The 26,052-nt window shown below is 72.8% G+C and carries 18 protein-coding genes; 6 read left to right on the top strand and 12 right to left on the bottom strand.

Going from position 1 to position 26,052, the window contains the following annotated elements:
- Window positions 1–33: 33 nt before the first annotated feature.
- The 4 genes from SGUI_RS06195 to SGUI_RS06210 all read right to left on the bottom strand — a co-directional run bounded on the left by SGUI_RS06195 (window position 34) and on the right by SGUI_RS06210 (window position 2,886).
- On the bottom strand, window positions 34–834 hold the full coding sequence (locus tag SGUI_RS06195; RefSeq protein WP_066637633.1) for an enoyl-CoA hydratase/isomerase family protein: 801 nt from the start codon (window positions 832–834) through the stop codon (window positions 34–36).
- Window positions 831–1,427, bottom strand: coding sequence for a hypothetical protein (locus SGUI_RS06200; RefSeq protein ID WP_066637635.1), 597 nt, complete (start codon window positions 1,425–1,427; stop codon window positions 831–833). Before SGUI_RS06200 ends, SGUI_RS06195 begins: the two co-directional genes overlap by 4 nt.
- Window positions 1,428–1,473: 46 nt before the next feature.
- Complete coding sequence (locus tag SGUI_RS06205) at window positions 1,474–1,941, bottom strand: hypothetical protein (protein WP_066637638.1); 468 nt, start codon at window positions 1,939–1,941, stop codon at window positions 1,474–1,476.
- A gap of 75 nt (window positions 1,942–2,016) precedes the next feature.
- Window positions 2,017–2,886 (bottom strand): glycosyltransferase family 2 protein, encoded by an 870-nt coding sequence (locus SGUI_RS06210; protein ID WP_066637640.1) that lies wholly within the window; start codon window positions 2,884–2,886, stop codon window positions 2,017–2,019.
- Between the two features lie 120 nt (window positions 2,887–3,006).
- Here SGUI_RS06210 and glgX point away from each other — a divergent pair, with 120 nt between their 5' ends.
- From glgX to pgm, 5 genes are read left to right on the top strand one after another with little or no spacing between them, the layout of a single operon-like run.
- Window positions 3,007–5,145, top strand: a complete 2,139-nt coding sequence (gene glgX / locus SGUI_RS06215; protein WP_066637642.1) for a glycogen debranching protein GlgX — start codon at window positions 3,007–3,009, stop codon at window positions 5,143–5,145.
- Window positions 5,146–5,188: 43 nt separating this feature from the next.
- On the top strand, window positions 5,189–7,279 hold the full coding sequence (locus tag SGUI_RS06220; protein ID WP_083190532.1) for a maltotransferase domain-containing protein: 2,091 nt from the start codon (window positions 5,189–5,191) through the stop codon (window positions 7,277–7,279).
- Window positions 7,280–7,289: 10 nt separating this feature from the next.
- Window positions 7,290–9,065: a maltose alpha-D-glucosyltransferase gene (gene treS / locus SGUI_RS06225; protein ID WP_066637644.1), complete on the top strand. Its 1,776-nt coding sequence runs from the start codon at window positions 7,290–7,292 to the stop codon at window positions 9,063–9,065.
- A complete protein-coding gene (gene glgB / locus SGUI_RS17635; RefSeq protein ID WP_066637646.1) occupies window positions 9,065–13,624 on the top strand; it encodes a 1,4-alpha-glucan branching protein GlgB in 4,560 nt (1,519 codons plus the stop codon). The genes treS and glgB overlap by 1 nt, the downstream gene beginning before the upstream one ends.
- A gap of 13 nt (window positions 13,625–13,637) precedes the next feature.
- Complete coding sequence (gene pgm, locus SGUI_RS06235; RefSeq protein ID WP_066637648.1) at window positions 13,638–15,311, top strand: phosphoglucomutase (alpha-D-glucose-1,6-bisphosphate-dependent); 1,674 nt, start codon at window positions 13,638–13,640, stop codon at window positions 15,309–15,311.
- Window positions 15,312–15,330: 19 nt separating this feature from the next.
- Here pgm and SGUI_RS06240 read toward each other — a convergent pair whose 3' ends face one another.
- From SGUI_RS06240 to SGUI_RS06270, 7 genes are all read right to left on the bottom strand, one after another.
- Window positions 15,331–16,326 carry a co-chaperone YbbN gene (locus SGUI_RS06240; RefSeq protein ID WP_066637651.1) on the bottom strand — a complete coding sequence of 332 codons (996 nt, stop codon included), beginning with the start codon at window positions 16,324–16,326 and terminating at the stop codon, window positions 15,331–15,333.
- Between the two features lie 52 nt (window positions 16,327–16,378).
- A complete protein-coding gene (locus SGUI_RS06245; RefSeq protein ID WP_066637654.1) occupies window positions 16,379–17,479 on the bottom strand; it encodes a hypothetical protein in 1,101 nt (366 codons plus the stop codon).
- A gap of 37 nt (window positions 17,480–17,516) precedes the next feature.
- The gene (locus SGUI_RS06250) at window positions 17,517–18,287 is read right to left on the bottom strand and encodes a DUF1353 domain-containing protein (RefSeq protein ID WP_066637657.1); all 771 of its coding nucleotides are present in this window, start codon (window positions 18,285–18,287) and stop codon (window positions 17,517–17,519) included.
- Window positions 18,288–18,299: 12 nt separating this feature from the next.
- Window positions 18,300–19,274: a prolyl aminopeptidase gene (gene pip, locus SGUI_RS06255; RefSeq protein WP_083190534.1), complete on the bottom strand. Its 975-nt coding sequence runs from the start codon at window positions 19,272–19,274 to the stop codon at window positions 18,300–18,302.
- On the bottom strand, window positions 19,271–19,879 hold the full coding sequence (locus SGUI_RS06260) for a GNAT family N-acetyltransferase (protein WP_083190535.1): 609 nt from the start codon (window positions 19,877–19,879) through the stop codon (window positions 19,271–19,273). Before SGUI_RS06260 ends, pip begins: the two co-directional genes overlap by 4 nt.
- 17 nt (window positions 19,880–19,896) lie before the next feature.
- Window positions 19,897–21,102: an acetyl-CoA C-acetyltransferase gene (locus SGUI_RS06265; protein ID WP_066637666.1), complete on the bottom strand. Its 1,206-nt coding sequence runs from the start codon at window positions 21,100–21,102 to the stop codon at window positions 19,897–19,899.
- 76 nt (window positions 21,103–21,178) lie between these two features.
- Window positions 21,179–22,696 carry an amidohydrolase gene (locus SGUI_RS06270; protein ID WP_066637668.1) on the bottom strand — a complete coding sequence of 506 codons (1,518 nt, stop codon included), beginning with the start codon at window positions 22,694–22,696 and terminating at the stop codon, window positions 21,179–21,181.
- 124 nt (window positions 22,697–22,820) lie between these two features.
- Between SGUI_RS06270 and SGUI_RS06275 the strand changes: the two genes are divergently transcribed.
- Entirely contained in the window at window positions 22,821–24,197 is a 1,377-nt protein-coding gene (locus SGUI_RS06275; protein WP_083190536.1) for an AI-2E family transporter, read from the top strand.
- On the opposite strand, the gene SGUI_RS06280 is transcribed toward SGUI_RS06275, so the two are convergent.
- The gene (locus tag SGUI_RS06280; protein WP_066637670.1) at window positions 24,194–25,093 is read right to left on the bottom strand and encodes a GNAT family N-acetyltransferase; all 900 of its coding nucleotides are present in this window, start codon (window positions 25,091–25,093) and stop codon (window positions 24,194–24,196) included. The two genes, SGUI_RS06275 and SGUI_RS06280, sit on opposite strands and share 4 nt — an antisense overlap.
- Window positions 25,094–26,052: the final 959 nt, after the last annotated feature.

Genomic DNA, 26,052 nt, shown 5'->3' on the forward strand with positions numbered 1-26,052 from the left:
GCCGGGGGCCGTATGCCGCAGCCCGCCGTGGCCTCAGCGGCCGGTGAAGCGCGCCTTGCCCGGGCCCTCCTCGACGAAGGAGGTCATGCCGATCTTGCGGTCCTCGGTGGCGAAGACGCCGGCGAACTGCATCGCCTCGATCGCCAGCCCGGTCTCGAGGTCGCCGTCGAGCCCGCGGTCGATCGCCTCCTTGGCCGCGCGCAGCGCGAGGGTGGGGCCGCCGACGTAGCGGGACACCATCTCCCGCGCGACCTGGTATGCCTGTCCCGGCTCCGCGACGCGGTCCACCAGGCCCATGGCCAGGGCCTCGTCCGCGTCGACCATCCGCCCGCTGAAGACGAGGTCCTTCGCCCTCGCCGGGCCGACCAGCCGCGCGAGCCGCTGGCTGCCGCCGGCCCCGGGGACGACCCCGAGCAGGATCTCCGGCTGCCCGAGCTTGGCGTCCGAGGCCGCGACCCGGAAGTCGGCGCACAGCGCGAGCTCGTTGCCCGCGCCGAGGGCATACCCCTCGATCGCGGCGACGACCGGCTTGGGGATCCGGGCCACGGCGGAGAAGCACTCCTGGATGACCGGCGCGCGCCGGACCATGTCCGCGTAGGACATGTCCTGCATCTCCTTGATGTCCGCGCCGGCGGCGAAGACCTTCTCACCGCCGTAGAGGACGACCGCCCCGACCTCGTCGTCGTCGGCGACGATCCCGGCGGCCTCGCCGAGGGCGTCCTGCACCTCGATCGAGAGCGGGTTCATCTTCGGCCGGTCGACCCGGATCGTGGCGATGCCGTCCTCGACCTCGACCCGGACGAGGTCGCTGGCGGTGGGGACGGTCCTGCTCACGACTGGTCCTGCGGGTCGCCCTCGCCCGTGCTCTCGCCGCCCGACGAGCCCTGGTCCCCGGACCGGCCCTGCGGGCCGACCGACAGCCACGGGCCGACCTCGGTGCCCTCCGGGGCGCCCTCGGGCAGCTCGGGCTCGAGGCCCTGCTCGGCCTGGGACTTCGCGACGACGTTGCGGTGCCACAGCTGCAGCGCCTGCAGCAGCAGCCCGGTCGCGATCTGGATCTTGGGCTTGGGCTTCTCGGCCCGGGCGATGATCTGCTCGACGGCCAGCACGAGGTTGCCGCTCGCGATGCCGGCCTTGACGAGGTTGACCCCGAGGGTCACGTCGTTGCAGCCGTTGAGCCGGGTCAGCAGGTCCTCGGGCACGCTGCTCGCGATCTGCCACTGGCCGAAGACGCGCATGATGTCGAACTGCTCGCCCTCGATGACCTTGACGAAGAGCTTCTGGTTCTGCACCTCGAAGGACACGTCGCCGGCCTTGTCCAGGTTGGGCGACATCTGCAGGTCCTGCAGCGCGTCGAGGACCCGCCCGGTCAGCGGGTGCTCCTGCGGCGGGGGCGGGAAGTTGGGCAGCGAGGTCGGATCACTCATGACTCCAACGTAACGGCTCGGGCGCGACCCAGCGTCCCGACCCGGGTCAGCGCCCGACCACCTGGACGCTGAGGTTGCCGTGCACGGTGCTGTAGACCCGTGCTCCCCGCCGCGGCTCGGGCAGCACGGACTGCAGCGGCGCGGCCACGCGCACCCTCTCCGTCCCGCCGTCGCCGGCCACGTGGACGGACAGGTCGAAGAAGGTCCGTCCTCGGGCCGCGAGCGCGGAGCCGGGCACGTCGACCCGGAAGACGGAGACCGCGGGCCTGCCGGCCGGCTGGTCCAGGCTGCGGGGCCGGCCCAGGTCGACCGTCGTGGTCGTGTCCTCCCCGCGGGTGCGCAGCGACAGCTCCAGCCCCCGCGAGCGCTCCCCTACGCAGGCACCGTGCACCTCCAGGGTCAGCCGGAGCCGGCCCCGCCACCACCGCCCCCGCACCGCCAGGGCCGCGGCCAGAGGTCGGTCGATGCCCTCCCGCGGGGACTCGGTGAGGCCGGCGAGGTCGCCGGCCCGCACCAGGCGGGACAGCGTCCGGAAGGGTTCGACGAGCCGGGCCTCCAGCTCGGGCGGGACGTGCTCGGTGAGGAAGCGCTAGTGCGCGGCCAGGAACTGGCGGCGTCGCTCCGGGGAGGTCTCGGCCCACCGGGCCGGGCGGTAGTGGTTGAGGCACTTGCGCCGGTAGAGGTCGAGCACGATCCGGTCGGCGCGACCGGGGTCCGGGTCGTGCTCCCGGACCAGCCTGCTCACCTCGGCGACCGACCAGGTGTAGCCGTCCGGGTCGATGGTCTGCGAGCTGATGTTGCGCCCGTCGTCGCGCAGGGTGAGACGGTAGAAGGCATACCCGCCGAGGTAGGACACCCGGTCGGCCAGGAGGTAGGCGCGGGCGAGCATCATCCCGTCCTCGAGCCGCACCTTCTCCTCGGGGAAGCGCAGCTGCTCGCGCTCCAGGAAGCTGCGCCGGAAGAGCCTCTGCGGCGTGAGCGTGTGGAAGACCCGCTCCAGGTCGGCGTCGACCCGCGTCGCCCGGAAGAGGTGGGGCACGGACCGCCCCACGCCGACCGAGCGCGGGACGAGGACGTCGCTGCCGTGCTCGTCGGCGAACTCCACCATGCGGCGCAGTGCCTCCGGGCCCAGCTCGTCGTCGGCCTCGGCGAGAGAGACGTAGCGGCCGCGGGCCAGGTCCAGGCCCCGGTTGCGGGGCCGCCCGGGCCAGCCGCTGTTGTCCTGGTGGACCACCCTCGCCCGCGGGCGCCCGCCCGCCCAGGCGTCGAGCACCGCCGGGCCGCCGTCGGTCGAGCCGTCGTCCACGAGGATCACCTCGAAGGCCGTCTCGTCCAGGTCCTGCGCGGCCAGCGGGCGCAGCAACGACTCGAGGTAGGGCATGGCGTCGTGGACCGGCACGACGACGGACACGCTGATGCCCTCGTGCTGCGGACCGGTGCCCGACGCGACGTCGCCCACCCGGGACCCCCTCTCCCACCCCCCGACCCCGCGGCCGGCGCCGCAACCTTGCGACAGCTGAGTTGTCGCACGCGCCGGGCGGATCGCGCTGGGACGCAGACCCCTCGGTAGTCTGCGCCCGTGCCCCGCCGCAGCATCGAGCGCCCGCCCCCGCTGGGCCTCACCAGCACCGACGCCGGTCCCGAGGTCGCGGTGCTCGCCCGCCACGCGACCGCGGTGGAGGTATGCCTGTCCACCCCCGACGGCGAGCGCCGGATCCCGTTGCGCCGCAACGCCCACGGGATCTGGTGGGACCTCGTGCCCGAGCTGGTGCCGGGGACCCGCTACGGCTTCCGCGTGCACGGCCCGTGGTCCCCCGACGAGGGGCACCGGCACAACCCGGCCAAGCTGCTCCTCGACCCCTACGCCCGGGCGGTCGACGGCGAGGTGACCTGGGGCCCGGAGGTCTACGGCCACGTCGTGGGCGAGAACGGCTGGACCGACCCCGACACCCCCGACGACCGCGACTCCGCCACCCACGTCCCCCGCTCCGTCGTCGTCGACCACGACGGCTTCGACTGGGGGCAGGACGCCCGGCCGGACGTGCCCTGGACCGAGATGGTGCTCTACGAGGCGCACGTGCGCGGGCTCACGATGCGGCACCCGGGCATACCCGAGGAGATCCGCGGGACCTATGCCGCGCTCGGCCACCCGGCGCTGCTCGAGCACCTCACCAGCCTCGGCGTGACCAGCCTGGAGCTGCTGCCGATCCAGGCCTTCACCTCCGAGCCGGCCCTCGTGGGCCGCGGCCTGGTCAACTACTGGGGCTACAACTCCCTCGGCTACTTCGCGCCGCACGCCGGGTATGCCGCCGCCACCGACCCGCAGGGCGTCGTGGACGAGGCCAAGGGCGCGGTGCGGGCGCTGCACGAGGCGGGCATCGAGGTGATCCTCGACGTCGTCTACAACCACACCGCGGAGCAGTCGGTCCGGGACGGCCCCACGCTGTCCTTCCGGGGCCTGGACAACCGCACCTACTACCGCCTCGACGACCGCGGGAGGGACATCGACGTCACCGGCTGCGGCAACACGCTGGACCTGCGGGACCCGCAGGTGGCGCGGATGGTGCTGGACTCGCTGCGCCACTGGGTGCAGGACTTCCACGTCGACGGCTTCCGCTTCGACCTCGCCCCGGCGCTGGCCCGGGGGCGCGACGACGCCTACGACCGGGAGCACGCCTTCCACGTCGCGCTCGAGGCCGACCCGGTGCTCAGCCGGGTCAAGCTCGTCGCCGAGCCGTGGGACGTCGGGGTCCACGGGTGGCGGACCGGGCAGTTCCCCGCGGTCTTCGCCGAGTGGAACGACCGCTTCCGCGACGCGACGCGCACCTTCTGGCTGGCCGACGTGGGACGGCGCCTCCACGGCCAGCCCGGGCACGGCGTGCGGGAGCTCGCGACCCGGGTCGCCGGGTCGGCGGACCTCTTCGCGCGCGACGGGCGGGGGCCCATCGCCTCGGTCAACCTCGTCACGGCGCACGACGGCTTCACGCTCGCCGACCTCACGGCATACGAGCACAAGCACAACCACGCCAACGGCGAGGACAACCGCGACGGGCACGGCGACAACCGCTCGTGGAACCACGGCGTCGAGGGGCCGGACGCCGACCCCGAGGTGCTGCGGCACCGCCGTCGCTCGATCCGCAACCTGCTGGGCACGCTGCTGCTCTCCCCGGGGGTGCCGATGCTCGTCGCCGGGGACGAGCTGGGCCGCACGCAGCAGGGCAACAACAACGCCTACTGCCAGGACTCGGGGCTGACCTGGGTGGACTGGGAGCTGGCGGAGTGGCAGCGCGCGCTGCTCGCGGACACCACACAGCTGCTCGCCCTGCGCCGGGAGCTGGCGCTGCTGCGCGGGCCGGAGTTCGCCCGCTTCGACGCCGTGCCCGGGCGGACCCGCCTGCGCTGGTTCGACGAGCACGGCGAGGTCATGACCGAGGAGCGCTGGAACGACCCGCACCGGTGCACGATCACCGTCGTGCACGACACCCTGCACCAGGACGACCGCGCGGCGGTCGCGCTCCTGCTCCACGCCGGGACCGGGCGCACCACGACGAGGCTCCCGGACCTCGACGGCGTGGAGGGCTGGGAGGTGCGCTTCGCCAGCGGGACCGGCAGCCCGGCGGGCTCGGAGGTGGGCGCCGGGGCCGAGGTCGAGGTCGGCGCGACGACCCTGACGGTCCTCACCGCCAGGGTCGGGGCGGGCCGTCCGGCGGACGGGTGACTGCGCGTGGTTTCCCGGACGGAAGCCGGGTAGGTTTGGCCAGGTGACCGAGCACTCGACCACGACCGCCCAGTCCCGTCCCGACGCCCCGGCGTCCGCCTCCTCCGGCATCGACCGCTCCGCCCTGGCCAGGTTCGGCCAGGAGCCGCTGGGCCGCATCCCCGTCCTCGACGTCGAGCCCGTCGTCGACGGCGGCCGGCGCCCCACCAAGGCCGTGACCGGCGAGATCTTCACGGTCACCGCGACCGTCTTCCGCGAGGGGCACGACGCCGTCAACGCCACCGTGGTCCTCGTCGACCCCGACGGCGGCGAGCACCACGTGCCGATGACCTGCACCAACCCGGGGCTCTCGCACTGGCAGGCGCAGGTGCATGCCGACCGCGAGGGCGTCTGGACGTTCCGGGTCGAGGGCTGGTCCGACCCCTACGCCACGTGGGAGCACGACGGCACGATCAAGGTCGAGGCCGGGGTGGACGTCGAGCTCATGCTCGAGGAGGGGGCGCGCGTCCTGGAGCGCTCGCTCGACGCCGACGAGCACACCGAGGTTGACCGCGAGGTGCTCGAGCAGGCGGCCCACACCCTGCGCCGCAGCGCCCTGCCGGTGGCCGACCGCCTGCACGCCGGCACCTCGCCGGAGGTCGAGGCGGTGCTCGCCCGGACCCCGCTGCGCGAGCTGGTCAGCGCCTCGCCGTCCACCACTCTGCTCGTGGAGCGCCCGCTCGCGCTCACCGGCGCGTGGTACGAGATCTTCCCCCGCTCCGAGGGCGCCACCCAGGACCCGGACACCGGGCTGTGGACCAGCGGCACCTTCGGGACCGCCCAGGAGCGGCTGCCCGCGATCGCCGACATGGGCTTCGACGTCGTCTACCTCACGCCCGTCCACCCGATCGGCTCGGCGAACAAGAAGGGCAAGAACAACACCCTGGACGCCGACGAGCTCGACCCGGGCTCGCCCTACGCCATCGGTGCCGCCGCGGGCGGGCACGACGCCCTGCACCCCGACCTCGGCGACTTCGACGACTTCGACGCCTTCGTCGCGCGCGCCGGCGAGCTCGGGCTCGAGGTGGCGATGGACATCGCGCTGCAGGCCTCCCCCGACCACCCCTGGGCCAGCAGCCACCCGGAGTTCTTCCAGATCCGGGCCGACGGCTCCATCGCCTACGCCGAGAACCCGCCGAAGAAGTACCAGGACATCTACCCCGTCTTCTTCGACAACACCCCGGACGCCGTGTATGCCGAGATCCGGCGGGTGATCCAGGTGTGGATCGACCACGGCGTGCGGATCTTCCGCGTCGACAACCCGCATACCAAGCCGGTGAACTTCTGGCAGTGGCTCATCGCCGACGTCGCCCAGGACCACCCGGACGTCATCTGGCTGGCCGAGGCCTTCACCAAGCCGATGATGATGCGCACCCTGGCCAAGGTCGGCTTCCAGCAGTCCTACACCTACTACGCGTGGCGCAGCACCGCGGCCGAGCTGCGGGAGTACGTCACCGAGCTGGCGACCGAGACCGCGCCCTACATGCGCCCCTCGTTCTGGCCGACGACGCACGACATCCTCACGCCCTACATGAGCAACGGCGGCGTGACCGCGCACCTCGTGCGCTCGGCGTTGGCCGCCACGCTGGTGCCGACCTACGGGATCTACGCCGGCTTCGAGCACGTCGAGGACGTCCCGCGCCCCGGCGCCGAGGAGCACGTCGACAACGAGAAGTACGAGTACAAGAACCGCCGCTGGGACGAGCCCGCCGACGGCCGACCCGACCTGTCCGGCTGGCTCACCATGCTCAACCGGATCCGGCGCGAGCACCCGAGCCTGCACTGGCTGCGCAACGTCAGCTTCCACCAGGCCGAGGACGAGAACCTGCTGGTCTTCTCCAAGCACGGCGGCGGCGCCGGGGACGGCTCGGCGCAGGACACGGTGCTCGTCGTGGCCAACCTCGACCCCTACGCGGTGCGCGGCTCCCGGCTGCACCTGGACCTGCCCGCCCTCGGGCTGAGCTGGGGCGACCGCTTCCGCGCCCACGACCTCGTCACCGGCGCCACCTGGACCTGGGACGACGCGCCCTACGTCGAGCTCGGACCCGGCTACGGGCACGAGCCGGTCCACATCATCCACGTCACCACGGCCTGAGAGGAGCACGATGCGCGGGCTGAACCTGCACCAGCCAGGGCTCAAGAACGACCCGGACTGGTTCCGCAAGGCGGTCTTCTACGAGGTCCTGGTCCGGGCCTTCGACGACTCGACCGGCTCGGGATCGGGCGACTTCTCCGGCCTGATGAACCGGCTGGACTACCTGCAGTGGCTCGGGGTCGACTGCCTGTGGATCCCCCCGTTCTACGCCTCGCCGCTGCGCGACGGCGGCTACGACGTGGCGGACTACACCGCGGTGCTGCCCGAGTTCGGGACGCTGCCCGACTTCCGCGAGCTCATCAGCCAGGCGCACGCCCGGGGCATCCGGATCATCACCGACCTCGTCATGAACCACACCAGCGACCAGCACCCGTGGTTCCAGGCCAGCCGGTCCGACCCCGAGGGCCCCTACGGCGACTTCTACGTGTGGTCCGACACCGACGAGCGGTATGCCGACGCCCGGATCATCTTCGTCGACACCGAGACCTCGAACTGGACCTTCGACCCGGTCCGCCGACAGTTCTTCTGGCACCGCTTCTTCTCCCACCAGCCCGACCTCAACTTCGAGAACGACGCCGTGCAGGCGGCGATGTTCGACGTCGTGCGCTTCTGGATGGACCTCGGCATCGATGGCTTCCGCCTCGACGCCGTGCCCTACCTCTTCGAGGAGGAGGGCACCAACTGCGAGAACCTCCCCCGCACGCACGAGTTCCTCGCGGCGCTGCGGGCCATGGTGGACGAGGAGTACCCGGGCCGGGTGCTGCTCGCCGAGGCCAACCAGATGCCGGCCGAGGTGGTCGACTACTACGGCACCCCCGAGGCGCCCGAGTGCCACATGTGCTTCCACTTCCCGGTCATGCCGCGGCTCTACTACTCGCTGCGCGAGGAGAAGGCGGAGCCGATCATCCGGGTCATGGACGAGACGCCGGCGATCCCGCCCGGCACCCAGTGGGGCACCTTCCTGCGCAACCACGACGAGCTCACCCTGGAGATGGTCTCCGGGGAGGAGCGCTCGGCCATGTACGGCTGGTACGCCCCCGACCCGCGGATGCGCGCCAACGTCGGGATCCGCCGCCGGCTGGCGCCGCTGCTCGACAACTCCCGCGAGGAGATCGAGCTCATCAACGCGCTGCTGCTCTCCCTGCCCGGCTCGCCCTGCCTCTACTACGGCGACGAGATCGGGATGGGCGACAACATCTGGCTCGAGGACCGTGACGCGGTCCGCACCCCGATGCAGTGGACCCCGGACCGCAACGCCGGCTTCTCCACCGCCGACCCCGGCAAGCTCTACCTCCCGGTGATCAGCTCGCTGGTCTACCACCACAACGGGGTCAACGTCGAGGCCCAGATGGCCAGCGGCTCCTCGCTGCTGCACTGGAACCGCGGCATGCTCCAGGTGCGGGCCCAGCACGAGGTCTTCGGGACCGGCGACTACCTCCCCTGCGAGGCAGACAACGACGCCGTCCTCGCCTTCGCCCGGGCGCTGCCGGAGGGCGACGACCGGGACGACGAGGAGCGCGAGGGGCACCCCGGGGTGCTCTGCGTCAACAACCTCTCCTCCCGGCCCCAGGCGACGACCATCACCCTGCCCGAGCGGCTCCGGGGCGCCGACGTCCGCGACCTCTTCGGCGGGCTGAACTTCCCCGACGTCGCCGCCGACGGCACGATCACCCTGACCCTGGGCTCACGCGGCTTCTTCTGGCTCGGGCTGCGTCCGCCCAAGGCCCCGGAGCGCGCCGAGCCCGCCACCACCGACGACCAGGTCCCGACCGAGGAGGCGTCCTGATGGCCACCCTCACCCCGACGTTCGAGGAGTTCCTGCCCGCCTGGGTCGCCCGGCAGCGCTGGTACCGCGGCAAGCAGGCCGGGACCCCCCGGCTGCGGCACGGCGGCAGCATCCGCTGGCAGGACCCCTTCGGCGAGGTCGGCATCGAGGACCACGTCCTCGTCGACGAGTCCGGTGCGGAGCCGATCGTCTACCAGGTGCCCCTCACCTACCGCGCCGAGGCGGTGCCCTTCCTCGAGCACGCCCTGGTCGCGACCGCTGAGCACGACGAGCTGGGCACCCGCTACGTCTACGACGCGACGCACGACCCGGTCTTCGCGCACGTGCTGCTCTCGGAGATGTATGCCGAGCACGACGTCCCGGCGGCGCAGGCGCGTCGCCTCGCGCCCGCGGGGCCCGCACCGGCGCTCGCCGCCTCCCGGGTGCTCATCGGCGAGCAGTCCAACACCTCGATCATCGTCGACATGCACGGCGAGGACCGGCCGGTCATCATCAAGCTGTTCCGGGTGCTGGCCGAGGGGGAGAACCCCGACGTCTCGGTCCAGACCGCGGTGAGCCGGGGTGGCTCGCGGCAGGTGCCGGACCCGGTCGGCGCGGTCGAGGGTCGCTGGGTCTCCCCCGACGGCGCCGAGGCGCACGGGCACCTCGCCTTCGCTCAGGAGTTCCTGCCCGGCACCGAGGACGCATGGCGGCGCGCGCTCGTCGCGGCCGGGGCGGACGAGGACTTCACCGAGGGCGCCCGCTCGCTGGGCGCCGCGACCGCCACGGTGCATACGGTGCTGCGGGAGGCCTTCGGGAGCCACGCCGGCGCCGGCCGCCGTTCCGAGCTGGTCGCGCAGATGCGCACCCGCGCCGAGCAGGCCTTCCGGGACGCCCCCGAGCTGGAGGCATACCGCGACCCGGTGCTCGCGATGTATGCCGAGCTCGAGTCCTCCGACCTGCCCGACCTGCAGCGGATCCACGGCGACTACCACCTGGGCCAGGTGCTCGACGCGCCCGACCGTGGCTGGGTGCTCCTCGACTTCGAGGGCGAGCCGCTGCGGCCGCTCGCCGAGCGCACCGAGCCCGACCTCGCGCTGCGCGACGTCGCCGGCATGCTCCGGTCCTTCGACTACGCGGCGGCCTCGGCCGCCCTCGCCGGCGTCGGCGACCGTGGCGCCTGGGCGGCCGCGGCCCGTGAGGCCTTCCTCGAGGGCTACGCGAGCGGGTCCGACGACGACCTGCGCGCCGGGCAGGCGTCGCTGCTGGCGGCCCTGGAGCTCGACAAGGCGCTCTACGAGGTCAGCTACGAGGCGCAGAACCGCCCCGACTGGGTGGTCATCCCGGTCGCCGCCGTGCAGCGCCTCCTGGGCGCCGCGGGCGACGTGCCCGAGACCGGCACGACGAAGGAGACCCCTGTGAGCACGAGCGACACCCCCGAGACCCGCACGGCCGACACGCCCAGCACGAGCGACGAGGCCCCTTCCCGACCGGACACCCCTTCCGTCCGGCCCGAGGCGGACGCAAGGGGTGTCCGGTCGGACGAGGAGGCGCCTGGTGCAGGGCCCAAGGCGGACGCACGGGGTGTCCGGTCGGAGGACGTCCCAGAGCCTGAGGATGTCCCGGAGCCCGACGGCATCGCCGACGACTACGGCGCCTCGCTCATCGAGGTCGAGCGGCACGACGGCCCGCTGGACCACCCGCCGACCGGGGACCGGCGCGCGGCCAGCGGCGCCGCCCCGGAGTATGCCTCCGGCCGCGGTGCCAGCGGCGGCTACCCGCACGCGCCGGTGCCGCCGCCGGAGGAGATGCAGGTCGGCACCCTGCCGCCCGGGCGACGCACCCGCGAGGAGCTCGAGCTCGGCCCGCGCCCCGGCCGCTCTGCCAGCGGCTGGTCCGGGGAGCCACAGGGCGACCCCGAGGTGCGGCACGCCGCGGCCTGGGACGAGGCCACCGGGTCCGAGCAGGTCGTCACCTCCCGACCCGGTGACCGCACGCCGCTGGAGGAGCCGAGCGCCCCGCCGGCCCCCCACACGCTGCCGCTGGACCTGGACGAGGCGGCCGACGTCGTCGACGGCCTGCACCGCACGCCCCAGGTGCTCCTGGGGGCGCACGCCCACGAGGGCCACGTCACGGTCCGGACCCTCCAGCCCGAGGCCACCGATGTCGAGGTGCTGCTCGCGGGCGGTGACACCGTCCCCATGACGCACGAGACCGGGGGCATCTGGGTCGCCGTCCTCGACCGCGAGACCGTCCCGGCCTACCGGCTCAAGGTGTCCAGCGGCACCGGTTCCGCCGTCGTGGACGAGGCATACCGGCACGGGCCGAGCCTGGGCCAGACCGACCTGCACCTCATCGGTGAGGGCCGCCACGAGGAGCTGTGGCGGGCGCTCGGCTCGCACGTCATGACGGTGCGGGACGAGCTGGGGCAGGTCACCGGGACCCGTTTCGCGGTGTGGGCGCCGCACGCCGAGGCGGTGCACGTCGTCGGCGACTTCAACGGCTGGAACGGCGCCACCCACGCCCTGCGCGCGCACGACGACTCCGGTGTGTGGGAGCTCTTCGTGCCCGGCGTCGCCGAGGGTGCGCACTACAAGTACGACATCACCGGCCCGGACGGCGTGCGCCGCGCCAAGGCCGACCCCATGGCACGGGCCAGCGAGGTCCCGCCCTTCAACAACTCGGTCGTCACCGTGAGCACCCACCGCTGGGGCGATGCCGCGTGGATGGCGCAGCGCGCCGCCGGGGACGTCCACCACGGCCCGATGAGCATCTACGAGGTGCACCTGGGCAGCTGGCGCAAGGGTCTGGGCTACACCGAGATCGCCGACCAGCTCGTGCCCTACGTCGCCGAGATGGGCTTCACCCACGTCGAGCTCATGCCCGTCATGCAGCACCCCTACGGCGGGTCTTGGGGCTACCACGTCACCGGCTACTACGCCGCGGACAGCCGGTTCGGGCACGAGGACGGCCTGCGCCACCTCATCGACCGGCTGCACCAGGCCGGGGTCGGCGTCATCCTCGACTGGGTGCCAGGGCACTTCGCCACCGACCCGTGGGCGCTGGCCCGCTTCGACGGCACCCCGATCTACGAGCACCCGGACCCGCGCAAGGGCTGGCACCCGGAGTGGGGCTCCTACATCTTCGACTTCGGGCGGCCGGAGGTGCGCAACTTCCTCGTCGCCAACGCCACCTACTGGCTGGAGGAGTTCCACGCCGACGGGCTGCGCGTCGACGGCGTCGCCTCGATGCTCTACCTGGACTACTCCCGCGAGGAGGGCCAGTGGGTGCCCAACCGGCACGGCGGCCGGGAGAACCTCGAGGCCGTGGCGCTCCTGCAGGAGGCCAACGCGACGGCATACCGGCGCTCCCCGGGCGTGGTGATGATCGCCGAGGAGAGCACCTCCTGGCCGGGCGTCACCGCCCGCACCGACGAGGGCGGGCTGGGCTTCGGCTTCAAGTGGAACATGGGCTGGATGCACGACACCCTCGGCTATCTCGGCGCCTCCCCCTTCGCCCGCGCGCACCAGCACCACGCGCTGACCTTCTCCCTCGTCTACGCCTTCGGCGAGAAGTACATCCTGCCGATCAGCCACGACGAGGTCGTGCATGGCAAGGGCTCGCTCGTGCGCAAGATGGCCGGCGACGCGTGGCAGAAGTTCGCCACCACGAGGGCCTTCCTCGCCTACCAGTGGAGCCACCCGGGCAAGCAGCTGCTCTTCATGGGCTCGGAGTTCGCGCAGGCGCGCGAGTGGGCCGACGGCGGGTCGCTGAGCTGGGAGCTCACCGAGCAGCCCGAGCACGCCGGGATCCAGAGGCTGGTCCGCGACCTCAACCGCCTGTATGCCGAGCTGCCCGCCCTGTGGCAGATCGACCACCACGAGGACGGCTTCAGCTGGCTGGACGCCAACGACGCCGGCCGCAACCAGTACTCCTTCCTGCGCTGGGGCAACGAGGGCGACCTCGGCCCGGGGCTGCGCCCGGTCGTCGCGGCCGTGGTCAACTTCAGCGGCATACCCCACCATCAGGTGCACGTCGGACTGCCCTACGGCGGCCGCTGGCGCGAGGTGCTCAACACCGACGCCGAGGACTACGGCGGCTCGGGCCAGGGCAACATGGGCTCGGTCGAGGCGGTCGACCACCCGCACCAGGGCCAGCCCTGGTCGGCGCTCATCACGGTCCCCCCGCTGGGCGCGGTCTGGCTGGTGCCGGACCCCGTGGACGAGCAGGACCTCACCCGGCGCTCCGAGCCGGAGACCGCCGCGGCCACGACGGCCGAGGAGACCGGCGAGGTCGTCACCGGGGCGACGGAGGAGGACACGGACGTGGACAGCACCGACAACGGCACCGAGGACGGCGCCGAGGGCCTCGACGAGGGCTCCACCGAGGAGCTGGCCCACGGCGAGCTCGCCCCGGAGCACCCCTTCGTCGCCGAGGGTGGCCAGCCGATCGACCACGAGGAGCGCACGACGGTCGCCACGCTGGACGAGAGCGACGGCGAGGCGGCCGGCCAGGACTTCTCGAGGTTCGGCGTGGCCCACCGGTCGGACGGCGACGAGGCCGCCGACGAGGAAGAGTGAGAGGCAGAGGCTGATGGCACGACAAGACCGCGCCGGCACGAGGGCGACGCAGGAGGACCTGGTCGACGTGGAGGCCCTGCTGCGGGCCTACACCGAGACCGTCCCCGACCCCGACGACATCGACCAGCAGGTCGCCTTCGGCACGTCGGGGCACCGCGGCAGCTCGCTGGACGCCACCTTCAACGAGCAGCACATCCTGGCCACCACCCAGGCGATCTGCGACTACCGGGCCGGGCAGGGCACCGAGGGCCCGCTCTTCCTGGGCAAGGACACGCACGCGCTGTCGATCCCGGCCTGGCGCAGCGCGCTCGAGGTGCTCGTCGCCAACGGCGTGGACGTGTGGACCGAGGGCTCGGAGGAGGAGTTCACCCCGACCCCGGCGGTGTCGCGGGCGATCATCGCGCACAACCTCGAGGGCGAGGCCCCCCGGCCGGAGGCCGACGGGATCGTCATCACGCCCTCGCACAACCCGCCCCGCGACGGGGGTTTCAAGTACAACCCGCCGCACGGCGGACCGGCCGACACCGACGCGACCGGTTGGATCGCCGACCGGGCCAACGAGCTGCTCCGCGGCGGCCTCGCCGAGGTCAGCCGGGTGCCGCTCGAGGAGGCCCTGCAGTCGGTGCAGACCTACGACTTCATGGGCGAGTACGTCCGGGCCCTGCCCCGGGTCGTCGACGTCGAGGCGATCCGCGAGGCCGGCGTCCGCATCGGCGCCGACCCGCTCGGCGGCGCCTCGGTGGCCTACTGGCAGGCGATCGCCGACGAGCACGGGCTCGACCTCACCGTGGTCAACCCCGACGTGGACCCGACCTGGTCGTTCATGACGCTGGACTGGGACGGCAAGATCCGGATGGACTGCTCCTCCCCGGACGCCATGGCCTCGCTCATCGACATCATGTCGGGCGAGGGTGGCGGCTCCTACGACGTGGCCACCGGCAACGACGCGGACGCCGACCGGCACGGGGTCGTCACCCCCGACGGCGGCCTGCTCAACCCCAACCACTACCTCGCGGTCGCCATCGACTACCTCTACGGCGGGGCCCGGCCGGACTGGCCGCGCGGCACCGCCATCGGCAAGACCCTGGTCAGCTCCTCGATGATCGACCGCGTCGCCCGGGCCCTGGACCGCGAGCTCACCGAGGTGCCCGTCGGCTTCAAGTGGTTCGTCCCCGGGCTCATGGACGGCTCCATCGCCTTCGGCGGCGAGGAGTCCGCGGGCGCCTCCTTCCTGTGCCGTGACGGCTCGGTCTGGTCCACGGACAAGGACGGCATCATCCTGGCGCTGCTCGCCTCCGAGATCATCGCCCGCACCGGCCGCTCCCCCTCGCAGCGGTATGCCGACCTCGTCGCCGAGGTCGGTGGCGGCCAGACCCCGGCCTACGCCCGGATCGACGCACCCGCGGGCCGGGAGCAGAAGGACCGGCTCAAGAAGCTGTCCGCGGACGACATCAGCGCCACCGAGATCGCCGGCGAGCCCATCACCGCCATCCTCACCGAGGCGCCCGGCAACGGCGCGGCGATCGGCGGGGTCAAGGTGACCACGGAGAACGCCTGGTTCGCCGCCCGGCCCTCCGGGACCGAGGACGTCTACAAGATCTACGCCGAGAGCTTCCGGGGGCCCGAGCACCTCGCGCAGGTGCAGGCGGAGGCGCAGCAGGTCGTGGACGCCGCGCTGGGCGGCTAGGCGCTCAGGGTCCGCCGGCTCAGTAGAGCGCGCTCATGAGCGCCCGGCGGGCCTTGCCGACGCGCTCGTCCTGGCTGCCGATGACGTCGAAGAGGCCGAGCAGGTGGTTGCGGGCCCGGTCGCGGTCCTCGCCGCTGGTGCGGCGGACCGTCTCGACGAGGCGGCCGAAGCCGTCCTCGACGTGCCCGCCCACCAGGTCGACGTCGGCGGCGTCGATCTGCGCCTGCACGTCCTCCGGCCGGTCCGCGGCGGCCTGCCGCACGGCGGCCAGGTCCATCGAGGCGGTGCGCTCCAGCAGCCGGACCTGGCCGAGCCCGAGCCGGGCCAGCTCGTCGGCCGGGTCCTGCTCGAGCGCCTTCTCGTAGGCGGAGATCGCGCCCGCCCAGTCGCCGCGGTCGATGGCGTCGTAGGCCTCCTGGTGCAGCGGCGGCAGCTCCTCGGCCGGCTCCTCCTGCTCCCCGTTCTCCTCCGGCACCCCGTCGTCGTCGCCGACCTCCACCCGGCCGGTGACCGCGTTGGTGACCGCCGCCTCGAGGAACTTCTCGAGCAGCTGGTCGACCTGCTCCATCGGCTGCACGCCGAGGTAGAAGGGCATCGGCTGGCCGCTCAGCAGACCCATGACGACGGGCAGGGAGGACACCTGGCCGAAGACCTGCTGCAGCACCGGGGTCAGCGCCTGCAGGATGCCGGGGCTGCCGGAGATGTCCACGCCGGCGACCTGGAAGCGGCCGCCCGAGGTGCGGGCGCGCTCGGCGAGGTCGCGCAGGTGGGTGAGCGACTCGGGCAGCTGCGGGCTCCACAGGACCATGACCACGGGCGTCGTGAGGCTAACGTTGACGACGGACTCGAAGGTCTCGTCGCTCACCTGGACCAGGGCGCCGCTGCGGCCCGGCACTCCCCCGCCGGACCCTGCCTGCGGCGCGGCGCCGCCCGAGGGCGCGCCCGCTCGCGGGGAGAGCTGGGAGAGGTCGACGGCTCCGCGCAGCGCGGCGGTGGAGAAGGGCTGATCGGTCATGCGTCCAGGGTAGGCCGTGCGCGGGGTGCTCCCCGACGCGGCCGGTGGGTGACTACTCGCCGGAGGCGTCCACCAGCTGCTCGGAGGCGGCGATCATCTCCGGCTTGAACTCGACGTCCTCCGAGGGGGCCCGCATCGCGACGAAGACCGACGTGCGCAGGGTGGCCTGCGAGGTCAGCACCTCGGTGTCCTGGAAGGCGCGGAAGGCGTCCGGGGTCGTCAGCTGCGTGCCCGCGTCGACCACGAACTGGGTGTCGCGCAGCAGCGAGCCCATGACGAAGCCGGTGCCGTCCTCGAACAGCAGGGTGGTGACGTCGTCGGAGACGAGCCAGTTCTTCTCCCGCAGCTCGGCCTGACCGTCGAGCTGCGCCGCCTGCTCCTCCGCGGCGTCGCGGACGGCGGGGGCATACCCGTGGGTGCGGTAGTCGGGGACCTCGTCGGGCTGCGGCCACTCGGTGTAGGCACCCACCGACTTGAGCAGCTCGCGCGGCTGCATCGTCAGCTCACCCTTGCCCTCGCGCAGCACGGGGCTGCCCGCGGAGCGGCCGTCGAAGGTCGGGACCTCGGTGCCCGGCAGCATCGCGGCCTCCCAGGTGATGCGGAAGTCCTCGGTCTCGCCGCTGTCGCTCGTGAGCAGGTGCAGGCGCGGCGCCCCCTCCTCGGGGACGCTCTGCACGAGCAGGTAGGCGGGGGTCTCGCCGTCGTCGCGGCTCACCGCGAGCACGATGGGCTCGACCGGGTTCTCCTCGAGGTCGACCTCCGCGGGCTCCCCGTCCACGCCCTCGAGGCGGTCGGCCGCCTTGTGCGCGCGCAGCGCGGTGCCGGCGAGCGAGGCCTCCTGGGCCTCCTGGATGTCCTCGCCGTCGCCCTGGTCGGCGCGGACCCGCTCGGTCAGCACCTCGGTGGCGACCTCCTCGGCGTCCTCCAGCGAGATCGCGCCCGCGTCGGCCTCGGTCGTCATCTCGACCGTGGTCTCGCTGGCGTCGTCGGCGGCGGCGGCCTCGGTGGCCGTGGCAGTGTCGTCGGCGGTGGCGGTGGTGCCGCCCTGGTCGGCACCCTCGGTCGGGTCGCCGGCCGTCTCGTCGCCGGAGCACGCGGCAAGAACGAGGGCCGAGCTCAGCGTGGCGGCGGCGGTGATCCTGGAGAACTTCATAACGATATGGTAAACATCGCCCTCGCGCGCGGCGAAATCAGCGATCTCCCAGGGAGGTCTCCGCATCGGCGTCGCGCCGGTCCCGCGTCCGCACCCCGTCCTCGTCGGCCGGACCGCTCACGATCCGCTCCAGGACGAGGTAGAGACCATAGATGGCGAGCAGGGCGGCCGTCACGTGCAGGAGCAGCGCCAGGGCCACACCGATGATGACACCGGCCCGCCAGTACCTCCCCCAGGAGACCGCGAGCACGCTCGGGACGAGGACGGCGAAGAGCGCGCCCAGCGCCAGCTCGGCCGGCCAGGGCCGGTCCCCCATCCACGGCACGACGTCCCACACGTCGAAGAAGTCGAGGGTCGCCGCCGTGCCGAGCAGGGTCACGAGGCCGAGCAGGCCGACCAGCTGGATGCGCTTGACCAGGTCGCCGCTGGCCCACAGCGTGCTGATCGTCACCGCGGCCCACATGAGCCAGGCCCGGACCCGGCCGGTCCCCAGGGCGATCATCGCCGTGCGAAAGATCCGGTCCGCCTCGTGCCGCCGGACCGGCGGGCCCTCATGGCTCCCCGGCCGGACCAGCGCGTCGTGCAGGACCGCCGCGGGCAGGAAGTCACCGCTCTTGGGCACCAGCCAGGTGAACAGGTCCGGGACCGAGGCGAAGTCGGTGACGAAACCGGCGGGGACGACGAGGGCGTCGGCATACTCCGGCGTGGTGTAGCCGACCGCGCGCAGCAGGGTGAAGTCCCGACCGTCGACGCTGCGCAGCTCCAGCCGGAGCGGACCACCAGTCTCGACGTCGAAGAACTCGCCCATGGTGCTCCTCCTCTAGCCCGCGAACCTGTCCGTCGCGCGGATGAGCGCGTCGAGGTTGCCCGGTTCGGAGAACGCATGCCCCGCGTCAGATACCACCTGGAAGTCGGCGTCCGAGAGCCGGGCGGCGAGGTCGAAGGCGGTGCGGGCCGGGGTGCACATGTCGAGGCGGCCCTGGACGATGACCGTCGGCAGGTGGGCGATCCGGTGGGCCTGGTCCAGCAGCGCGCCCTCGCGCAGGAAGCCGCCGTGCACGAAGTAGTGGTTCTCGATCCGGGCGAAGGCCACGGCCTGGGCGGGCTCGGTGGCCTTGCGGTAGCCCTCCTCGTCCGGCAGCACCGAGATGACCCGGGACTCCCAGCCGCTCCACGCCTGGCCCGCGGGCACGTGCACCGCGGGGTCGGGGTCGAAGAGCAGCTCGTGGTAGGCCAGCTGCATCTCGTGCCGCCGCTCCGGGGCGACCGGGGCGACGAACTCCGCCCAGTGGTCGGGGTAGACGTGCTCGAGGTGGCCGCGCTCGTACATCCAGGAGAGCTCGGCGGGGCGCAGCGTGAAGATGCCGCGCAGGACGAGCTCGGTGACCCGCTCAGGGTGCGCCTGGGCGTACGCCAGCGAGAGGCAGGAGCCCCAGGACCCGCCGAAGACCTGCCAGCGCTCGATCCCCAGGTGCTCGCGGATCCGCTCCATGTCGGCGACGAGGTGGGTGGTGGTGTTGGTGGCCCAGAGCGCGTCGTCGACCGTCGTCGAGGCGTGCGGGGTGGACCTGCCCGCCATCCGCTGGTCGAAGAGCACGATGTGGTAGCGCTCGGGGTCGAAGACCCGACGCTGCTTCGGGCTGGTGCCGCTGCCGGGGCCGCCGTGCACGAAGACGACCGGCTTGCCCTCAGGGTTGCCGGACTCCTCGACGTAGACCTCGTGGCCGTCGCCGACGTCCAGCATCTGGGTGCGGTAGGGCTCGATCTCGGGGTAGAAGGTGCGTCGCTCGCTCACCCTCCGACGGTAGCGCTCCGGTCCGACCTCCCCGGCGCGGGGCGGACCATGCGCAGCTCGACGACGCCCTCGTGGCCGTCCAGGCCCTCCGTGCCGTCCGGCGCGAAACCCTGCTGCTCGTAGAAGCGGACCGCGCGGTCGTTGCCCCGCGCCACCCAGAGGTATGCCGCGCGGTCGCCGAGGGCGCGGGCCAGCAGCTCCTGGGCGAGGCCGGTGCCGTGGAGCTCCGGCGCGACGTTGAGGGTGAAGAGCTGGTGCGGGGTGGGTGGGTCCTCGTCCCGGGCCGGGCCGTGGAGGCAGAAGCCCGCGGGCTGCCCGTCGCTGGTCGCGAGCAGGATGCCGCGGCCGTCGTCCGGCACCGCGCCGGCGTCGTAGGCCGCGACCACCTGGTCCCACATCGGTCGGAACTGCTCGGGGTCGAGGGCGTCGACGACCTCGTCGGACATGATCCCGCGGTAGGTCGCCGCCCAGACCCGGGCGTGCAGCGCCGCGATTCCCTCGGCGTCCCCGGCCCGCGGCTCCCGGAGCTCCCAGGTCGCACGGACCGGCTCCTGCGACCCGTCGCGTCCCGAGGTGTACCCCGGGGGCTGTGCGGGCTCGCTCATCCTCCGACCGTCGCCGCTCAGCGCTGCGGGACGGTGACGATGAGGGCGTCGCCCTGGCCGCCGCCGCCGCAGAGCGCGGCCGCGCCGGTGCCGCCGCCACGGCGCTGGAGCTCCAGCGCGAGGTGCAGCAGGATGCGGGCCCCGGACATCCCGATCGGGTGGCCGAGCGCGATGGCCCCGCCGTTGACGTTGACCTTGTCCTCGTCGAGGCCGAGCTCGGCCACGGAGGCCAGGCCGACGGCGGCGAAGGCCTCGTTGATCTCCACGAGGTCCAGGTCGGTCGGCTCGATGCCCAGCTTGGCGCAGGCGGCGGCGATGGCGCGCGCCGGCTGGCTCTGCAGCGTGGAGTCCGGCCCGGCCACCATGCCGTGGGCGCCGATCTCGGCGATCCACTCCAGACCCAGCTCCTGGGCCTTGGCCTTGCTCATCACGACGACGGCGCACGCGCCGTCGGAGATCTGCGAGGCCGAGCCGGCGGTGATCGTGCCGTCCTTCGTGAAGGCCGGCCGCAGCTTGCCCAGGGACTCGGTGGTGGTGTCGGCCCGGATGCCCTCGTCGGTGCTCACGGTGACCGGGTCGCCCTTGCGCTGCGGGATCTCGACCGGGACCACCTCGTCGGCGAAGAGGCCCTCGTCCCACGCGGCGGCCGCCCGCTGGTGGCTCCGTGCGGAGAAGGCGTCCTGCTCCTCGCGGGTGAAGCGACCCTCGTCGTCGGCGCTGTTGGCGGCCTCGGTCAGCCCGCCCATCGCCTGGTCGGTGAAGACGTCCCAGAGCCCGTCGTAGGCCAGGTGGTCGCGCATCGTCACGTCGCCGTACTTGAAGCCCGAGCGCGACTTCTCCAGCAGGTGCGGCGCCTGGCTCATCGACTCCTGGCCCCCGGCGACGACGACCTCGACCTCGCCGGCCCGGACGAGCTGGTCGGCGAGCGCGATCGCGTCGATGCCGGACAGGCAGACCTTGTTGATGGTCAGCGCGGGGACGTCCATGGGGATCCCGCCGGCGACGGCCGCCTGGCGCGCCGGGATCTGCCCGGCCCCCGCGGTCAGCACCTGGCCCATGATGACGTAGTCGACCTGGTCCCCCGAGACCCCGGCGCGCTCCAGCGCACCGGCGATGGCGTGACCCCCGAGCTCGGCCCCGGACAGGCCGGAGAGCGACCCGAGCAGCCGCCCCATCGGGGTGCGGGCTCCCGCGACGAGGACGGACGTGGTGGCTTCGGACATGGGCTCGACTCCTCCGGCGACGGTGACAGGTATGCCTGTCTCGTCACTGTAACCGGGCCGCGCGCTTGCCCCCGGGTCAGCCTCCGTGGACCACCTGGCCGTCGAGCACCGTCGCGCTCACCAGGGTGTAGCGGAACCGGCGGGCCCGCTCGGCGCTCGTGGCGGCCTGCGCCAGCGGGTCCTGCTCGAGCAGGACCAGGTCGCCGCGGTCGCCCTCGCGCACGCGCTGCCCGTCCACCGAGGCGGCCAGCGCCTCCCGCGGCGTGATCTCCTGCTCGGGGTGCCAGCTCTCGCCGTCCTCCGGGCCGCGGTGCACCGCCGCGGCCATCGCCAGCCAGGGGTCCAGCGGCGACACCGGCGCGTCCGAGCCCAGCGTCAGCTCGATGCCCGCGTCGAGGAAGCTGCGCAGGGTGAAGGTCCGGTCGGTGCGGTCGGGCCAGCACTGCTCGGTGACCGAGCGGTCGTCCAGCAGGTGCGCCGGCTGCACGCTGGCCACCACCCGCTGGGGCAGCTCGGCCCAGCGCCGCACGTCCAGCGGGTCCACGAGCTGGGCGTGCTCCACCGACCCGACGGCGCCCGTGGCCGCGAAGGCGTCGAGCACGGCGCCCACCGCGGCGTCCCCGATGGCGTGCAGCGCGGCCCGTAGCCCCGCACCCTTCGCCCTCGCCAGCAGCTCGGTGAGCTCCTCCACCGGGTAGTTCGCCGCCCCGGCGGGGTCCTTGAGCAGGTGACCGTCGGCATACGGGGCGCAGCACCACGCCGTGCGCGTGTTGAGCGAGCCGTCGGTGATGATCTTCAGCGGGCCCATCGTCACCAGGCCGTCGGTGGCCCGGATGGGCGCGCCGGTGCGCAGCCCGGCGGCGATGGCGTCCTCGAGGCCCTCGGGGTAGACGCCGGTGCGCGCGCGGAGCGGGGGCATACCCTCGGCGGTCCGCTCGCGCCACTGCTCCCACGGCCGCCCGAACTCCAGATCGACGATCCCGACCACGCCGAGGGTGTGCGCGGCCTGGATCGCCCGGGAGACGGCGTACTCCGACTCCTCCCGGGCGCCGTGCAGCCGCTGCAGCCGGTCGTAGAGCGGGAACCACTCCGCCTCGGCGACGACACCCTCCACCTGGGGGCCGTCGAGCAGGCGCAGCGCGGCGCTGTTGAGCCAGCCGTGGTGGCCGTCGCCACTGATGAGAGCCACCGGGACCTCCCCGGTGACGGCGTCCAGCGCCGCGACGGTCGGCTGCTCGAGCCAGCGGCCGGTGCGGTGCCCCCACCCCACGAGCACCCCCGTCGGGCTGTCGAAGCCCCAGGTGAGGCGGTCCACCACGCGGGCCAGCACCTCTGACGGGCTCGCCGTGCCCGAGGTGTCCAGCCGGGTCTGCCCGAGGCCCCACTGGACCATGTGCACGTGCTGGTCCCACAGCCCCGGCACGACGTGGCGCCCGCCACCGTCCAGGAGCGGCACCCCGGGCACGTCCCCCAGGCCCGGGGCCACCGTGGCGATGACCCCGTCCCGCACGAGGACGTCCACCGGCTCGACCGGCGCCTTCGGGTCGTCGTCGATCGCGACGACCCGCACGTCGCGCAGCAGCAGATCGTTCATGCGGGGGATGCTAGTGCGACATACCGCGCCGGCTGCGGGGGGCTGGCGGACCACCGCCCTACGGTGGTCACATGAGTCCCGTCCGTCACGCCCGCAGGCCGACCCCTGCCGCGGGGACCGCACGGTGACGACGCAGCAGACACCACGGCGCACCCCGCCCGAGCCGGTCCTCGACGACAGCCCTGAGGGCCGTGCCGCCCGGCTGCGCCGCGCCGCGCGGGCCATCAACCCGGCGGCGGCGCCCCGGGCCGGCGTCCGGGCGGTCCAGCGCTGGCAGACCTTCCGGGTGCGCCAGCGCGAGCTGCTCGACGAGAGCAACCGGCTGCAGTCCGAGCTGTGGGCGCAGATCCACGGCGCGGGCCCGGCGCCCTCCACCGGTGCGCAGGGCACGGAGCAGACCCCGCCCGCCGGCGACCAGCGGAGCCGTCGCCGGGACGAGCCCTCGGGCCGGACCCGCCAGCCGCTGCTCTGGGCCTCGCCCTTCTCCATCGGGTTCACCGGCGCGCTCGGTGTGCTGCTGGCCTGGCTGCTCGTCCAGAACCTCACCCGCCTCTCCTCGGTCCTGACCTACCTGCTCATCGCGGTCTTCCTCACCCTCGCCCTCAACCCGCTCGTGGAGTGGCTGACCCGGCGCGGCGTGAGCCGGCCGAGCAGCGTCTTCGTCGTCTTCATGGGCTTCGTCACGGTCGTCGCGGTGAGCGCGGTGACCCTGCTCCCGGGGGTGGTCGCCCAGGCGGTCACCCTGGTGGAGCGCGCGCCGCAGGTCGTGGAGGAGGTCGCGGCGTCGCCGTGGCTGGTGGAGCTGGACCAGCGGTATGCCGTGAGCGAGCGGGCGACCACCGAGCTGGACCGGCTGCTCACCGAGCGCGGGACGTGGACCACGCTCTTCGGCGGGGTCCTCGGCGCCGCGGGCTGGGTCGCCGGCAGCCTCGTCGGAGTCCTCACCTCGGCCATCCTCACCCTCTACCTCCTGGCGACGCTGCCCGCGGTCAAGGACGGGGCATACCGCCTCGTGCCGTCCAGCCGCCGCTCCGGCGTGGTCCGGCTCGCCGAGGAGATCATGCGCCGCGTCGGGGGGTATGCCCTCGGCCAGGCCACGGTCGCGACCATCAACGCCGTCTGCTCGTGGCTGATGATGCAGGTCCTGGGCATCCCCTACGCCGCGATCCTCGCGGTCTCGGTCGGCCTGCTCGGCCTCATCCCGCTCATCGGGGCGACGCTGGGCGCGGTCATCGTCGCGCTCTCGGCGCTCACCGTCTCCCCCACGCTCGCGCTGGTCGTGCTCGTCTACTACGTCATCTACCAGCAGCTCGAGAACTACTGGATCGTGCCGCGCATCATGAAGCGCACCGTCTCCGTGCCCGGCGCCGTCACCGTCGTCGCGGTGCTCGCGGGCGGGACCCTGCTCGGCGTCCTCGGCGCGCTCATCGCCATCCCCGTCGCCGCCGGGCTGCTCCTCATCTACGAAGAGGTACTCGTGCCGCGGCAGGAGCGGCTCTAGCCCGCTCGCTGCGGCTGCGGCTGCGGCCACGAGCGGTAGCCGAGCAGCTCGGCGTCCCGCACGTAGCCGAAACCCTCGTAGAGCGCGACGGCGGGCGCGTTGACCTCGTCGACCACGAGGTCGACCGTGCCTTGACCGGACCGGCGCAGCAGCTCGCGCGAGATGGCGGAGAGCATCCCCGGCGCGAGCCCGGTGCCCCGGTGACCGGGCGCGATCGCGAGGAAGTCGAGATATCCGGCGCCGTCGGCCTGGATCTCCCCGGAGGCGTAGCCGGCGACCTCGCCGTCGCGCTCCAGGACCAGGGTGGCCCGCGCCTCGTCCGCCAGCAGCTGGCGGGCGCTGGCGTAGGTGCCGGGGAAGGCCTCGTCGTGCAGGGAGGTGAGGGCGTCCAGGTCGGCGGGCGTGGCGACGCGGGCGTCCGGCGCGGCGGCCGGCCAGCGCTGCGCCGTCGCGGTGGTGGCCCGGTAGGCGATGCTCACGCCGGTGGCGTGCCAGCCGAGGTCGGCGGCCAGCCGCGCCATGCCGGTGTGCGCGGGGGCCGCGCTCAGCTCGTGCCGCTCCACCCCGGGCGGCAGCTGCTCCAGGGCCGCACGCACCAGCGGTACGGCGTGCTCGGACCAGGTCCGGTCATCCAGGGTCCACGGCCCGTGGATCCAGCTGCGCATCGTGTCCTCGGGGTCGACGTCGTGCAGCACCGCCCCGACCACCCGGCCGGAGGGGTCCACGGCGACGCGCAGGGTCTCCTGCCAGGGGGTGTCGAGGTCGTCGAGCTCGGCCCGGATGCCCTCGGCCTCGGTACCGAGGTAGGCGCAGGCGGTCGCCGGCGAGCGCTGGGCGGCGACGACGATGTCTATCGCGGCGTCGCGCTGCGCTGCGTCGGCAGGGGTGATGGTCATCCGGTGAGGCTAGCGACGACCGGCGCGCGCGGGCCAGCGCATTCTTCTAGGCTCGCCCGGACCCTTCTCGGGGGCGCGGCTCAGGCGAAGGGTCCGCCGGGCGGCGGCGCTCGAGGGCGGACCAGCAGACGGTATGCGAGTGGCGCCGGTTCTCGGCCTCCTGCATCCCGGCGACCGGCCAGGCGACCGCATGGGCATCAATAGAGAAGAGTCGCCGTCAACAATACAATCCCGGCCGGTACGAACATTCTTTTCTCCGACAACATCTGTTCAGAGACAGGCATACTGGACAATACACGGCTACGCACCCAAGACAACCCCAAGGATTGAAGCAAGCGAAAGCACACGCTGCACAGCAATTGAAAGCACACGTGTAACTGAAATCCACACACCTGCATGGGTAGCAAGGGGGACATTGGGACGTACTGGTACACGATCTGCCGGCAGTGGTTATCGGCAGTGGCGACCCCGCTAGCGAACCCAAATCGTCCACGGCGCGATCTACAACACCCGAGTCGACACTGAGGTCTAAGCGCAAGAGATCTTCTGCTTGAGACCAGCGGAACAATAGAACTCTATTGCGAGAATCGCCGTTTTGCTCTAACGAATACGAAACCAACATTGAGTTATCAGCCTGCGCCGAAACTGCGGTGAGCGTACCACCTTGATTCGTCTGATGTATGGCTCCAAACAGTTCCAACTGCTTTCGCGCTCCATCTGAGCCGACCGCGAGGGACATCACAAGTCCGGCTGCCCGGTGCCCAGCCTCCGCAGCTTGCCTCACGCCCTTGACGGACGACACATCGAGCAGGGATTTTTCGCGACTGCGCGTCGGCATTTCCTCCGAGGCAACAAGTTCCAGTTGCTGCAGCCAGTCCTTCTCCTGATCTGGCCCCCTTCGCTCTGCCCCCACGGCCGGGCTGGCAGTCAGGTAGGACAATCCTGCACCCACACCTAGA

This window comes from Serinicoccus hydrothermalis, assembly GCF_001685415.1.
In the GTDB taxonomy this organism is placed as follows: domain Bacteria; phylum Actinomycetota; class Actinomycetes; order Actinomycetales; family Dermatophilaceae; genus Ornithinicoccus; species Ornithinicoccus hydrothermalis.

Coding starts and splice junctions, on each gene's coding strand:
- SGUI_RS06200 (WP_066637635.1), bottom strand. CDS start 1,427: ATGAGTGATCCGACCTCGCTGCCCAACTTCCCGCCCCCGCCGCAGGAG.
- SGUI_RS06260 (WP_083190535.1), bottom strand. CDS start 19,879: ATGAGCGAGCCCGCACAGCCCCCGGGGTACACCTCGGGACGCGACGGG.
- glgB (WP_066637646.1), top strand. CDS start 9,065: ATGGCCACCCTCACCCCGACGTTCGAGGAGTTCCTGCCCGCCTGGGTC.
- SGUI_RS06240 (WP_066637651.1), bottom strand. CDS start 16,326: ATGACCGATCAGCCCTTCTCCACCGCCGCGCTGCGCGGAGCCGTCGAC.
- SGUI_RS06280 (WP_066637670.1), bottom strand. CDS start 25,093: ATGACCATCACCCCTGCCGACGCAGCGCAGCGCGACGCCGCGATAGAC.
- SGUI_RS06270 (WP_066637668.1), bottom strand. CDS start 22,696: ATGAACGATCTGCTGCTGCGCGACGTGCGGGTCGTCGCGATCGACGAC.
- SGUI_RS06250 (WP_066637657.1), bottom strand. CDS start 18,287: ATGGGCGAGTTCTTCGACGTCGAGACTGGTGGTCCGCTCCGGCTGGAG.
- treS (WP_066637644.1), top strand. CDS start 7,290: ATGCGCGGGCTGAACCTGCACCAGCCAGGGCTCAAGAACGACCCGGAC.
- pgm (WP_066637648.1), top strand. CDS start 13,638: ATGGCACGACAAGACCGCGCCGGCACGAGGGCGACGCAGGAGGACCTG.
- SGUI_RS06245 (WP_066637654.1), bottom strand. CDS start 17,479: ATGAAGTTCTCCAGGATCACCGCCGCCGCCACGCTGAGCTCGGCCCTC.
- SGUI_RS06265 (WP_066637666.1), bottom strand. CDS start 21,102: ATGTCCGAAGCCACCACGTCCGTCCTCGTCGCGGGAGCCCGCACCCCG.